Below are 13459 nucleotides of genomic sequence, written 5' to 3'. Positions count from 1 at the left end.
TGCTCGATGTTTTTCTCAGAAGACACCCCCCGGCGCACCCCCGGCGCATCACCCCCGCCACGCCAATTCGCCACCGGTCGCCACCGCCTGCGCGCGGCCCAGGGCCTCCAGCGTTTGCAGCAGGGTGGGCAGGCTTTTCTTCCAGGGGCCGCGGCCTTTGAAGCGCAGCTCGATGGCGGCCAGGGTGAGGGGCGCGGGGGTGTGGGCCAGCACGGCGGCCACGGCGCGCACTTGTTCGGGCAGGGTGGCAGGCCAGGGGTGTTGCGGGGGGGTGGTTTGCTCTTGTTTTGATAGCGATTTTTCACTATCAAAATCGGCCTCTGGCGCCCGTTCTTCCTGCGGTAGCAGCTCCTGTTTTTGCAGTGAATTTTGCGGATTTTGAAACGCGGGCCGCAGCCAGCGCACGCGGCCCTGGGCTTCTTCGGCGGCGCGCTGGGTGTTGAGCTGCACCAGGTGGGCCAGGATGCCGTCGGTGCTGGCGTTGGCGGGCAAGCCATAGGCCGCCAGCACTGCGGCGTCCAGCTCGTCGTGCAGCTCGCGCAGCACGCCCACCAGGCCCTGGGTGTGGATGGTTTTCTCTTTGGGCGTGAGCGCGCGGCCCTCGCGCAATGCCGTCAGCACGTTGTAGATGCCGGTCAGCGTGAGGCCCGCGTTGCCTGCCTCGGGCGCGAGCACGCGCTTGCGGTGGGCGTCGATCTGCTCGGCGAGATGGGCGATGCGCTCGCGCAGGGGCGGGGTCAGGCCGGTGTCTTCGTCGGGGAAGGGGAAGGTGTCGAAGCAGGTGGATTTGCTGTAGACGGGGTCATTGCCAACGCCCAACCGGCCACCGAGCGCCAATGCCCAGCAGACATGCAATTGGCTGGAGAGGACGCCCAGGGAGAAAGCGTCGTCGAGTGCGATGGCAATCAGCTTGTCATCGGGGAGGATGCTTGCGTCCAGGAATTGGAAGACGCGGTGTTTGGCAACTTGGCCAGTGACGATGTAGCGTTTGAGGCCGGACAGGGAAGCGCGCATCACAACTCGGGCTTCTGCAAAAAGCCACCACAGGTCACGAACTCTCGCTCTGTTGTTTTGTTCGCGGTCGGGTTTGACTCGCTCCAGCAGCCATTGGTAGATAGCCGGGTATTTGTCGCGTAATTCTTCTGCGCTGAGGCCATGAGCGTCGATGACAAATGCGCCACGCGGTGTCTCGGTGAGATCGCGCCCATTTCGATATGCGCGAATGATTGGAGGGTTGCCCAATTTGGCAGCTTCTTCCTTTGAAACGATAAAACCCGCGCCGTGCGGAATAACCCCGCGGTTACCAATCTGTGCATTGGCCCGCAATGGCGTGGCTGCCGCCACATTCGCTCCCACAGTCAAGTCTGCGTGCACCAGGCCGGGCTTTTTCGTTAGCGTTACTGCGACTTCACCATGCTCGCCGGGTATTTCCTGTTCCACAGTCAGCACCGAGCCTTCGCCCGTGCTCGACGCCAAAACTGTCATGGCAATGCGCACCGCAGCACCATTGGCGCTATCGACCCACGGGTGGTCGGCAATCGCCATGTGGAGGTGCGTTCCTTTGTCCAACGCCGCCTGCACCACGCGCCGGTTGAAAACCATCGTCAGGCTGTTGGTGGTTATCAACCCCATGCGCCGGGTGTGGCCTGCAGCCACCTGGGCGGCAGCGTGGTGCCACCAGAACATCACAAAGTCGGCGCTTTCAGGAATCTCGGGCCAGGCGCCGCGCAGGGCTTGCACATAGCCGTCACCGAGCGCATCGCGCATCCGCTTGTTTCCTATGAACGGCGGGTTCCCCACAATGAAATCCGCCTGCGGCCATTGCGCCTTGCGGGCGCCCAGGTAGCGCCATTGCGGCACCTGGGCGGCTTCGTCGGGCACTTGCTCGCCCGTTACGGGGTGGGTTTTGAATGTGCGGCCGTCCCAGCGGCTGAGCAGCTGGCCGGCGGCGTTGTAGGCGAGCTCTTGCGCGTCCCAGGCCAGCACGGCGTCGCGGCATTCGATGTTGCCGTAGTTGTGCACCACGGGTTCGGCCACGGCGGCGTTGCCGCGGGTGCGGATATGCCATTGCAGGTAGCCAATCCACAGCACCAGCTCGGCCATGGCGGCGGCGCGTTCGTTCAGTTCGATGCCGCGCAGTTGCTGCAGCGTGACGGTTTCGCCTTCAAAGCCGAGCTGGTCTTGCGTGTGGCCCAGGGCTTCGAGCTGGTTGACGATTTCGCCCTCCAGGCGCTTGAGATGTTCCAGCGTCACATACAAGAAGTTGGCACTGCCACAGGCGGGGTCGAGCACGCGGGTGGTGCACAGCTGGTGGTGGAATTTTTTGACCTCGGCGCGGGCCTCGGCCAGCTTGGCTTCCATCGCCTTGCCTTGCAGCATGTTGGCTTCGTGGGCCAGCACCAGGGCGGCGGCCTGGGCGTCGGACCAGGCTGCGCGCAGGGGCTCGATGACGGTGGGCAGCACCAGGCGCTCCACATAGGCGCGGGGCGTGTAGTGCGCGCCCAGGGCGTGGCGCTCGGCGGGGTCGAGGGCGCGTTCGAGCAGGGTGCCGAAGATGGCGGGCTCGACCTCGCGCCAGTTGGATTGGGCGGCGGCTATGAGCAAATCCACCTGCGCGGGGGTGAGCAGCAGGCTGTAGCCGTCTTGCCCCGCGCCTTTGAAGAGCTTGCCGTTGAAATGCAGCACGGGCTTGGCCAGCGCGGCGCTAAAGCCGCCCCGGTCCATGTCGGCCCACAAAATGCGCAGCATTTGCTGCAGCGTGGCGGGGTCGTCGCGGTGGGTTTGCAGCAGGCCCAGAAAGGCGCCTTTGGGCAGCAGTTCCACGTCTTCGGCAAACATGCTGAACAGGCAGCGGGTGAGGTAGGCTGCTACGGTTTCAGGAGCTATTGGCGCTTGCTGGATAAGCGCTAGAGGCTGATTTGGCTTGAAGTTTGCGCCATTGCCCTCCAGCGACTTGGCCAACTGGGCCAGCAGGGCGGCCACGTCGCGGGTGACCTGGGCGCTGATGCGCGCGGGGTTGAGGCTGTCGGGGTCGGTCCAGATGCGGCGCAGGCGGTCTTGCACCTCGGGCCGGGCCAGGTCGGCCAATTGCAGGCGGTGGCTGCGCGGGTCGGGATAGGGGGTGTAGGTGCCGCCGGTTTTGCTGAACTCGGCATACACCTCGATGACGGTGCCCACGTCCACCACCAGCACAAAGGGCGGGCGGCCCTCGTGCGCGGGCAGGGCGCGGGCGTAGGCCTCGCCCTGGCTGCGGGCGCGCAGCAGGCCGTCGTCAAAGCCCTTGGTATGGCCGGCGGCCTTGAGCTTTTTGGCCTCCAGCACAAAATGGCCGCGCCGGTAGCAGTCGATGCGGCCGCTGCTGGTGCTGCCGTCGCCATGCGCAAAGGTGACGGGGCGCTCGAACATGTAGTCCTGCCCGGGCGTGGGGTGGGGCTTGGCTACCCCCAGCAGTTCGCACAGGTCCATCACAAAGCTTTGCGCGGTGGCCAGTTCGCTGGCGGTGTTGTGCTGCCAGCGCTGGATGAAGGCCTGGGTGGCAGTGGCGTCGATGGCTGCGGTGGCGGTAGAGGTCATGCAATGGCGGGGATGAAAGTCTTTGATGAGCGACGACCTATCGGCTCATGCGGGCGGCTCGTCCGGGGCCATGGCGGCGGGCCGGCGGTTGCGGCGCCAGGCTTTTTCCAGCTCCACCACCACGTACACCACCATCGCAGCCGCCAGGCAGATGCCCAGCTCGGCCGCGCTCAGCGGCTCGGTTTTGAAGATGGGGTTGAGCCAGGGCAGGTAGATGGTGGCCATCTGCAGTGCAAACGTCAGCAGCACGGCGCCCAGCAGGGGCCGGTTGCTGGCCAGGCCCAGGCGCCACAGTGGCTCGGTTTCGGAGCGGATGGCCATGACAAGGGTCATTTGTGACAGGGTGAGCACCGTGAACACCATGGTCTGCCAGTGGGCATGGCCGGTGGCGATCGCCCAGGCCTGCACGGCCAGGCACAGGCCGCCAATCAGCAGGCCGATGCCCAGAATGCTCTGCCACATGCCGCCGGCAAACAGGCTCTCGGTGGGCGGGCGCGGCGGGCGTTGCATGATGCCGCGCTCGGCGGGTTCGGCCGCCAGCGCCAGGCCGGGCAGGCCGTCGGTCACCAGGTTGACCCACAGGATGTGGATGGGCAAGAGCGGAATGGGCAGCGTCAGCAGCGGCGCCAGGAAGATGGTCCAGATCTCGCCCGAGTTGCCGGTCATGGCGTAGCGCACGAACTTGCGGATGTTGTCGTAGATGCGCCGCCCTTCTTTGACGGCGGCAACGATGGTGGCGAAGTTGTCGTCCAGCAGCACCAGGCTGCTGGCCTCGCGCGCCACGTCGGTGCCGTTTTTGCCCATGGCCACGCCAATGTCGGCGCGCTTGAGGGCCGGGGCGTCGTTCACGCCGTCGCCGGTCATGGCCACAAAATGGCCCCGCGCCTGCAGCGCCTCGACGATGCGGATTTTTTGCGCCGGATCGACGCGCGCGTAAATGCGCACCTGCTCGACCCGCTGGGCCAGGGTGGCGGTGTCGAGTTCGGCCAGTTCGACGCCGGTGAGCACCGGGGCATCGCTGCTGCCGACGATGCCCAGCCGGCGGGCAATGGCGCGCGCAGTGGCAGGGTGGTCGCCGGTGATCATCACGGGGGTGATGCCGGCGGTGATGCAGTCGCGCACGGCAGCCTTGGCCTCGGGGCGGGGCGGGTCGATGAGGGCGATCAGGCCCAGCAGTTCGAGCTGGCTCTCGACGGCGTCGATGGCGTTGGTGTCGGGCAGGCGCGGGTGGTTGCGCCGGGCCAGGGCCAGCACGCGCAGGCCTTGTGCGGCCAGCGCGTCGGCGCTGGCCAGCACGCTGGCGCTGTCCAGGGGGGCGCTGCCATCGGGCGTCCACTGCGCGGTGCAGCGGGGCAGCACCGATTCGGGGGCGCCCTTGGTGTAGGCCACGAAGCCGGCACCTTCCTTGTGGAAGGTGGTCATGCGCTTGCGGCCGGAATCGAAGGGCTGCTCTTGCACGCGCGGCTGTGCGGCGTCGAGCTCGGTTTTTTCGAAGCCGCCGGCATGGGCGGCCAGCACCAGGGCGGTCTCGGTGGGGTCGCCCAGCCAGGTGGCGGGTACGTGGGTATGGCCGTCATCCTCGTCATGGGCGCCCTGGTGGCTGGCGTCGTTGCACAAGGCGGCGGCGCGCAGCGTTTCGGCATGGACGGCGCTGGGCAGCGGGTCGCCGGGTGTCCAGCGCTGGCCCTGGGCCAGCAGCAGTTCGGCGTGCATGCGGTTTTGCGTCAGGGTGCCGGTCTTGTCGGTGCAGATGGTGGTGACCGAGCCCAGCGTCTCTACCGACGGCAGGCGCCGCACCAGTGCATTGATGGCGACCATGCGCCGCGCGCCCAGCGCCAGCAGCACGGTGACCACGGCGGGCAGCGCCTCGGGGATGGCGGCCACGGCCAGGCTGATGGCGGTGAGCGCCATCAGCAGCGGGGCCTCGCCGCGCAGCACGCCCACCACAAACACGATGGCGCAAATGCCCAGCACGGCCAGCGCCAGCCGTTTGCCAAAGGCCGCCAGGCGCCGCTGCAGCGGCGTGCTGCGGTCGTCGGTGTCCAGCAAGGCGGCCACCTTGCCCAGCTCGGTGTGCATGCCGGTGGCCACCACCAGGCCGCGTGCGCGCCCGTGGGTGACCGTGGTGCCCTTGAAGGCCATGTTGACGCGGTCGCCCAGTGCAAGGGGGGCATCACCGGTCAGGGCGTCTGTCTGCTTGGCCACCGTGACCGACTCGCCCGTGAGGGCCGATTCATCCACCTGCAGTTGCGCGATTTCGATCAGGCGCAGGTCGGCCGGTATCTGGTTGCCCGCCTCCAGCAGCACGATGTCGCCTGGCACCAGCACGCTGGCGGGCACCACCTGCACCTCGCCGCCACGCAGCACCGTGGCGTGCGCCGCCGCCAACTGGCGCAGCGCGGCCATGGCCTGGTCGGCGCGCCAGGCCTGCACAAAGCCGATGACGGCGTTGAGCACCACGATGACGAGGATGACCAGCGTGTCGGTGAGCTCGCCCACCATGCCAGAGACGATGGCGGCACCCAGCAGCACCAGCACCATGAAGTCCTTGAACTGGTCGGCCAGCAGCGCCAGGGGGCCGCGGCGGCTGTGGTCTTGCAGCTCGTTGGCGCCGTGCTGCAATGCGCGCTGCGCGGCTTCGTCATCGTGCAGGCCGGTGCGGGGGTCCACCCCCTGCTCGCGGGCCAGGTCGCGTGCATCACGCAGGTGCGCGTTGTCTGGCGGGGGAATGCCGGAGCGCGGGGCAGGAGCTTCAGGCACCATAAAGGAAGACCACGTAGGTGTTGAGCAGATAGACCGCCGCCAGGGCCAGGCTGACTGCGCCCACGGCGCGCAACACCCGGCCGCTCGGGCGAAAGAACAGGCCCACCAGGGCCAGTGCGGTCATCACGATGGCCGAGCTGGCGGTAACGGCATGCACGAGCGAGACATCGGACAGCAGTATGCCCGGGCGGTAGAAAAAGTCTTCCACGGCAATGATGGTCACGTTGAACAGGTTGCTGCCCAGCAGGTTGCCGATGGCCATGTCCAGCGCGCCCAGCCGCAAGGCCGACAGCGTGACCGCCAGCTCTGGCAGCGAGGTGGCCGTGGCCACGAACAGGCTGCCGACGAAACTGCGGTTCCAGCCCATGCTGTTGGCCAGATCCACAGCAGCAAACGGCAGCCATAAGCCTGCGCCCACCACCACTGATGCGGCCAGGGCGAAGCGCATCAGGGCCTGGCGCAGTGGCAGTGCGGGCGGGGCATCCTCTGCAGCCGATGGGTCGGGGTTCGAGCGCTCGTAGGCAAACAGGGTCCGCATGGCGACAAGGTACAGCATGAGCATGATGGGCGTCATCAGCCCCACGCCCCAGACCGATGCCCAGACCGATGCCAGGGACGCGCCCGGGGAGCCCGATTGAGGGCCCAGCTGACCGATCAGCAGGCCCATCAGCAAAAAGCCCAGCAGCACCAGGCTAAGAGCGGCCGTCAGCACATGGCTCTTGCTCGCCCGGCTCCAGACGGGCGCGCGGCGGTAGATGAGGTCGATCAGCACCAGGAAAGCCAGGTTCACCACGCAGCTGCCCAGCGCATTGCCCACGGCCAGGTTGGGCGCATGGGCCAGGGTTACGCCGGTGATGCCCGTAGCCAGTTCGGGCAGCGACGTGACGCTGGCCACCAGCGTCAGCCCGATCCAGCTGCCGGACAGCCCGGTTTGCCGCGCAATGGCATCGCCATAGCGGGAGAGCTGAAAACCCGCCGCGCCGATGAGCAGCGCGCAGGCAATGAACTGCAGCCAGGCCCAGGCGGGCGCGCTCATGCCGCCATGCCCTGGTGCCGGGCGGTTGGGAAGCTTGCGATCATCAGAAATGTCGAGGTCATGGGGTGTTGCATCCTTTCGGCCCGCTTCCAGCGGGGTCAGGCGGGGCGCTGGGGGCGGGTGGTGTAGAACTTGTTTGATCAGGGCTCGCAAAGCAACCTACTTATTACCTTTACGAGCCCTTGTTTCTTATTTCACCACGCCCGAGCAATTGCGTGCGCCGCTCGCCGCACCTGAGCGCCCCGCGCTTGCACTGCCGGGTGTTGGGTCCGCGCACCGGCCATTGGCAGCCCGGCGCGGCTTGGGAATACTGTTGGTCTTTCGTCATCCTGTCCGGGGAACCCTGCCATGCAAATACTTGCCATCGCCGTGACCACTGCTGTACTTATGCCCGGCGCCCTGGGCCTGGCCCATGCCCAGGTGCAAAAAATGCGGCCCGGGCTGTGGGAGCACAGCGTGGTGATGAAGAGCCAGAGTGGTCAGATGGAAGCCGCCATGGCCAAGATGCAGAAGTCCCTGGCCGGCATGCCGCCCGAACAGCGCAAGCAGATGGAGAAGATGCTGGCCCAGCAGGGCGTGAGCATGGGGCCCAAGGGCCAGACGGTGAAGATCTGCGTCACCAAGGAGCAGGCCGATATGGACAACATGCCGCAGCAGGAGGGTTGCACGCAGAAGGTGCAGCGCATCAGCGCCGACACCATGAAAGTCGCCTTCAGTTGCAAGGGTCGCCAGGGCCAGCCGCCGTCGAGTGGCGAGGGCACGGTCAGCCTTCAGGGCACCACGGCCTACACAGGCCAATTCAAGTTCAAGACCGAAAACGAGGGCAGGCCCGAGCAGATCGACATGGCGCAATCCGGCAAATGGCTGTCGGACAACTGCGGCGCCATCAAGCCTGCGCGCTGAGCGGGGCTGGGCTGCTCGTTCAGGCCAGCGTCATGCCGCCAGCGGCGCGGTTTCGGCGCGCAGCGACAGCAGCAGGCGCGTGCCCGGCGTGGGCAACGGTGGGTGGGCGCGCAGCCAGCCAGCGAGGTCGATGGCGTCGTGCACCACGGGCACGCGGTTGCGGCCGCATTGCTCGCAGGCGGCCACGGCCACGGCCTGCCAGTGGGCGAGCTTTTTCTCGGCGCGCTCGCCCCTGAGCCTGAGCACGCTGCGCTCGGCCAGCAGTGGCGTGCTGCTGGCCACGCCCAGTTCGGTGGCTTTTTCCACCAGCCAGTCCATGCGCTCGTTGGCGATGATCCTGGAAACGGCAGTTGGATGCGCGCGCCGGTGCCGTGATCGGGGTGCCAGGCAAGGCGCGACGACGCGCCGGCCCGGTCACTGTCGCAATGGCGCGGTGACAATGGCCTTTGCTGATCACCATGCATCAACACCCATTAGCTGCGGCAGCCACACCCTCGCCTCACACCTCGGCCTGGCAGGTGTTCTGGATCTTTTTGCGCCTGGGCCTCACGTCGTTTGGCGGCCCGGTGGCGCACCTGGGCTACTTTCGCGATGAATTCGTGCAGCGCCGCCAGTGGCTGACCGAGCGCAGCTATGCCGACCTGGTGGCGCTGTGCCAGTTTCTGCCCGGGCCGGCCAGCAGCCAGGCGGGTATGGCGCTGGGGTTGATGCGGGCGGGCATGCCGGGGGCGCTGGCGGCATGGCTGGGGTTCACGCTGCCATCGGCGCTGGTGCTGGCCTTGTTCGGGCTGGGGTTGGCGGGCGGGCATGCCGTGCTGCCCGCAGGCGCCATCCATGGGCTCAAGGTGGTGGCGGTGGCCGTGGTGGCGCAGGCGGTGTGGGGCATGGCGCGCAGCCTGTGCATGGGGCGGGCCCGGGTCACGATGATGGTGCTGGCCTGCTGCGCGGTGCTGCTGGTGCCCGGTGTGTGGGGCCAGGTGGGCGTGATGCTGGCAGCGGGTGGGGCGGGTTGGTGGCTGTCTGGACGGGGCAGGACGGTAGTGGCAGAAACGGCCATCGACACGCCGGATGGCCTGCAGGTGCCGCTGCGCCGGCGCACAGGGGCCGCGCTGCTGGCCGTGTTTGCCGCCTTGCTGGTGCTGCTGCCGCTGGCCATGCACCTGTGGCCCGGCTCGCTGCTGGCCATGGTGGATGCGTTCTACCGCGTGGGCGCGCTGGTGTTTGGCGGCGGCCATGTGGTGCTGCCGCTGTTGCAGGCCGAGGTGGTGGGGCCGGGCTGGGTGTCGGCCGATGCATTTCTGGCCGGCTATGGCGCCACGCAGGCGGTGCCGGGGCCGCTGTTCACGTTTGCGGCGTTTCTGGGCGCGTCCATGCAGGTCTGGCCTGGCGGCTGGCTGGGGGCGGCGGTATGCCTGGTGGCAATTTTTGTACCGTCGTTTTTGCTGGTGGCGGGTGCCTTGCCGTTTTGGGAGCCACTGCGGCGCAACCCGCATGCCCAGGCGGCACTGGCGGGTGTGAACGCGGCGGTGGTGGGGCTGCTGCTGGCGGCGCTTTACAACCCCGTGTGGACCAGTGCCATCCACAGCGGCGCTGATTTTGGCCTGGCACTGGCCGCCTTTGTGGCGCTGATGTTCTGGCGTGTGCCGCCCTGGGCGGTGGTGCTGGCCTGCGGCGTGGGTGGCGCCTTGCTGGCACTTGGGGGTTGAACCTGGAAACAGCAGTTGACCGCTTTGTATCCCTTGCCAGGCCGCATGAAATCAAGCGTTGACGGCTTCGATGGCGTTCCCCTGGTGGGTGAGCGCGCTATGCACCTGCCAGCACCGCGCTCGGCGCGCCATGCGGCGTTGCTCCTCCTTGCGGGCAAGTAGCCCGCCGCGTCGTCGCGCCTTGCCTGGCACCCCGATCACGGCACCGGCAGGCGCATCCAACTGCCGTTTCCAGGTTGAATCCGCAACTGAAAATAGCCTCTGGCGCTTTGTTTATGCCCCTGCATGGGTGATATGCACACCTGCGCCCACCCAAAGTGCGGCGAGGACGGCATTGCTGATGGCGAACGCGACAAGACGATGCTGAACCCGGTTATAGGTCAAATGAATGAGGCTGTGAACGATGCGCAAGGCGACGTAAGACCAAGCCAGCACGACTGCTGTGGGGGTTACTCCAGAGATCACGAAAAGCAGCACGCATACGACATAGAACAGCATGGGTGCCTCAAGCAGATTCATGTAGTTCCGATTCGGGAGGCTCACGCGTGGCGGGACAGAGGCCGACTCTCCGAACTTGAAGTCATCCGCCCGTACTTCTCGGCGAAAGCCCGCTCGAAAGCGCGCCACTGGGATGAGTAGTAGCACCAGGCCAGTCCATGCCGCCAGCGCCAGGATCGGGTAGAGGATTTCGGAGGAGTGCATGTTGGGATGAGACTAGCACCGGGCCGGCTATGCACCTAACCAATGAAAGGGACTTCCCCGTCCCGAACCAGCCGCATCGCGGCAACCGGCAGCCATCTGGGCGAACGCGTCACACTTGGAGGTTTCGGAATTGCGCAATGTGCCGTACGCTATCAGGCTTTTACATCGGAGGCTCCCATGGCCAAAGGCGACCAGCACAAGGAAAAGATGACGAAGAAGCCCAAGAAGGACGCTGCGCCGCCCAAGCAGCCCGGCGCGTCGGACCGGCCCACGCCGCCCGTGACAGCAGTGCTGCCGCGCGGCAAGCTCAAGAACAAGTCATAAGACCACAAGACAACGGCCGCGGCACATGTGGCACCGTCATGCAACAGACATCGTTTCGTCATGCCATTGTCACCGACGGTGCCGACCATGGCGACTCATGCAACGCGACGACGCTTTTCTGCGCGCATGGCGCACCATGGACGTTCCGGCCCACGGAACGGCGGATGACGAACCGACGCGCCCCGCGCAAAAGTACCGCACGCTCTGGATATCCGACCTGCACCTGGGCACGCCCGGCTGCAGCACCCGGGCGCTGCTGGACTTCCTGAAGCACACCGAGTGCGAGACGCTGTTCCTGGTGGGCGACATCATCGACGGCTGGCAACTGCGCCGCCACTGGTACTGGCCGCAGGCGCACAACGACGTGGTGCAAAAGCTGCTGCGCAAGGCGCGCAAGGGCACGCGGGTGATCTTCATCCCCGGCAACCACGACGAGTTCGCGCGCAAGTACCTGGGCCTGAACTTCGGCGGCATCGCCGTGGCGCACGAATGGGTGCACGAGACGGCGGATGGCCGCAAGCTGTGGATCATGCACGGCGATTTGTTCGACGGCGTGATCCAGTGCGCCAATTGGCTCGCGCATGTGGGCGACACGCTCTACGAGTTCACGCTCAAGCTCAACCGGCACCTCAACACGCTGCGCGCGCGCATGGGGCTGCCGTACTGGTCGCTCTCCAAATACCTCAAGCTCAAGATCAAGCGCGCCGTGAGCTACGTGGGCGATTTCGAGCAGGCCGTGGCGCGCGAGGCGCGCAAGCGCGGCGTGCAGGGCGTGGTGTGCGGCCACATCCACCACGCGGAGCTGCGCGACATCGACGGCATCCTCTACGCCAACGACGGCGACTGGGTGGAAAGCCTGACCGCCCTGGCCGAGCACGCCGACGGCACGCTCGAAATCCTGCAGTGGGCCGAGCACATGCCGGTGGCCCGTGCGCGCGCCCGCCGCCGCAGCGAACCGGTGACCGCATGATGTCCATGCCTACAGTGGAATTGATCTATTTCAACGCCGGCGGCGGCCACCGCGCCTCGGCGCTGGCGCTGGAGGCCGGCATACGCCGCGCCGGCCTGCCCTGGAACATCCGGCGCACCAACCTGTTCGACGTGCTCGACGCGCAGGGGCGCTTCCGCCGGCTGACCGGCATGGACCCCGAGGACGTCTACAACAAGCGGCTGGCGCGCGGCTGGACGCTGGGGCTGGCGCAGGAGCTGAAGCTGCTGCAGGGCATGATCCGCTGGAGCCACAAGGCGCTGGTGCGGCGGCTGGAGCACCATTGGCGCGCGGCGCGGCCCGACATGGTGGTGTCGCTGGTGCCCAACTTCAACCTCGCGCTCGGCGAGTCGGTCGCCTCGGCGCTGCCGGGCGTACCCTTCGCCCTGGTGCTTACCGACCTGGCCGACTACCCCCCGCATTTCTGGATCGAGCCGGGGCTGGACCAGCACCTGATCTGCCCCTCGCCTCGCGCCGTGGAGCAGGCGCGCGCGGCGGGCTACCCCGCCGGGCGCATCCATGCGACATCGGGCGCGCTGATCGGCCCGCAGTTCTACGACACCCAGCCCATCGACCGCGCCGCCGAGCGGCAGCGCCTGGGCCTCGCGCCCGACCGCCCCACCGGGATGGTGCTGTTCGGCGGCCATGGCTCCAAGGCCATGCAGAACATCGCCCTGCGCCTGCCCGACACGCAGCTCATCCTGGCCTGCGGCCGCAACGCCGCGCTGGCGCAAACGCTGCGCGCCCTGCCCGCCCAGACGCCACGGCTGGTGCTGGATTTCACGCCCGAGGTCGCCCGCTATATGCAACTGGCCGACTTCTTCATCGGCAAGCCCGGCTGCGGCAGCCTGAGCGAAGCGGTACACATGCAACTGCCGCCCATCATGGTGCGCAACGCCTGGACCATGCCGCAGGAACGCTACAACACCGACTGGGTGCGCGACCAGGGGCTGGGGGTGATCCTGCCCAGCTTCCGGCACGTGGCCGGCGCGGTGAAGGAAGTGACCGGCAACCTGGAGCGCTACCAGGCCGCGCTGCGCGGCCTGCGCAACCGCGCGGCCTTCGAGGTGCCGGCGATCCTCTCCAGCATCCTGGCCCAGGCACGGATGCCAGTGCAGCGGCGGCGGGCCTGAGCACGGCGCGCCCGGCTGCCGGCGTCCGAAAAATACAAGCGTTTTAGGCCTCCAGCGCAGGTATTACCTGCGCTGGCAGCTCACTTTTCGATAGCAATCAGCGCATCCATCCAGGCGCTGATCTGCGCCTGCCCGGTCATGCCGCGCACCTGGACGAAAGCGTCTTGTGCCTCGGGGTGGCGGCGGCGCAGCAGGTTGAGCCACTGCTTGAGCCGCCCCGCGCGCTGGCCAGACTCCAGCCGCAGGCACACGAGTTGCCAGAAACGGGGTCTCCTCGTTTTCAGTGCAATAAGTGACGGTACGCAAAGCTAGCACTGGCGCGGGGGTGGTC

9 protein-coding genes and 2 pseudogenes are annotated in these 13459 nt (G+C 67.1%); 5 read left to right on the top strand and 6 right to left on the bottom strand.

All coding sequences use genetic code 11. The features are described from left to right. Positions 1-48: 48 nt before the first annotated feature. The 3 genes from PY257_RS15425 to PY257_RS15415 are packed head-to-tail and all read right to left on the bottom strand — an operon-like array spanning position 49 to position 7372. A complete protein-coding gene (locus tag PY257_RS15425) occupies positions 49-3573 on the bottom strand; it encodes a class I SAM-dependent DNA methyltransferase (RefSeq protein WP_275743437.1) in 3525 nt (1174 codons plus the stop codon). 45 nt (positions 3574-3618) lie between these two features. Further along, positions 3619-6336 carry a cation-translocating P-type ATPase gene (locus PY257_RS15420; RefSeq protein WP_275743436.1) on the bottom strand — a complete coding sequence of 906 codons (2718 nt, stop codon included), beginning with the start codon at positions 6334-6336 and terminating at the stop codon, positions 3619-3621. After that, positions 6326-7372 (bottom strand): sodium:calcium antiporter, encoded by a 1047-nt coding sequence (locus PY257_RS15415; protein WP_275743434.1) that lies wholly within the window; start codon positions 7370-7372, stop codon positions 6326-6328. Before PY257_RS15415 ends, PY257_RS15420 begins: the two co-directional genes overlap by 11 nt. Before the next feature lie 348 nt (positions 7373-7720). Here PY257_RS15415 and PY257_RS15410 point away from each other — a divergent pair, with 348 nt between their 5' ends. Next, positions 7721-8275: a DUF3617 domain-containing protein gene (locus tag PY257_RS15410; protein ID WP_275743432.1), complete on the top strand. Its 555-nt coding sequence runs from the start codon at positions 7721-7723 to the stop codon at positions 8273-8275. 39 nt (positions 8276-8314) lie between these two features. Here the strand turns inward: PY257_RS15410 and PY257_RS15405 are convergent. Next, positions 8315-8611: pseudogene (locus PY257_RS15405) on the bottom strand (RsmE family RNA methyltransferase); the annotation flags it as partial. Positions 8612-8733: 122 nt separating this feature from the next. Here PY257_RS15405 and chrA point away from each other — a divergent pair. Next, a complete protein-coding gene (gene chrA / locus PY257_RS15400) occupies positions 8734-9981 on the top strand; it encodes a chromate efflux transporter (protein WP_275743430.1) in 1248 nt (415 codons plus the stop codon). A 273-nt stretch (positions 9982-10254) separates the two neighbouring features. On the opposite strand, the gene PY257_RS15395 is transcribed toward chrA, so the two are convergent. Next, a complete protein-coding gene (locus PY257_RS15395) occupies positions 10255-10683 on the bottom strand; it encodes an MAPEG family protein (protein ID WP_275743428.1) in 429 nt (142 codons plus the stop codon). 177 nt (positions 10684-10860) lie between these two features. Here PY257_RS15395 and PY257_RS15390 point away from each other — a divergent pair, with 177 nt between their 5' ends. From PY257_RS15390 to PY257_RS15380, 3 genes are all read left to right on the top strand, one after another. Continuing rightward, the gene (locus PY257_RS15390; RefSeq protein ID WP_275743426.1) at positions 10861-11007 is read left to right on the top strand and encodes a hypothetical protein; all 147 of its coding nucleotides are present in this window, start codon (positions 10861-10863) and stop codon (positions 11005-11007) included. A 97-nt stretch (positions 11008-11104) separates the two neighbouring features. Continuing rightward, positions 11105-11977 (top strand): UDP-2,3-diacylglucosamine diphosphatase, encoded by an 873-nt coding sequence (locus PY257_RS15385; RefSeq protein ID WP_275743424.1) that lies wholly within the window; start codon positions 11105-11107, stop codon positions 11975-11977. Positions 11978-11982: 5 nt separating this feature from the next. Then, positions 11983-13128, top strand: coding sequence for a glycosyltransferase (locus PY257_RS15380; protein WP_275743422.1), 1146 nt, complete (start codon positions 11983-11985; stop codon positions 13126-13128). 80 nt (positions 13129-13208) lie between these two features. Here PY257_RS15380 and PY257_RS15375 read toward each other — a convergent pair. After that, positions 13209-13394, bottom strand: a pseudogene (locus tag PY257_RS15375) (tRNA dihydrouridine(16) synthase DusC); the annotation flags it as partial. Between the last annotated feature and the right edge of the window lie 65 nt (positions 13395-13459).

Origin of the sequence: Curvibacter soli, assembly GCF_029211125.1 — a bacterium.
GTDB lineage: Bacteria > Pseudomonadota > Gammaproteobacteria > Burkholderiales > Burkholderiaceae_C > Curvibacter_A > Curvibacter_A soli.
Note: the sequence above shows the minus strand (reverse complement) of the source record. Positions and strands in the feature narration are given on the sequence as shown.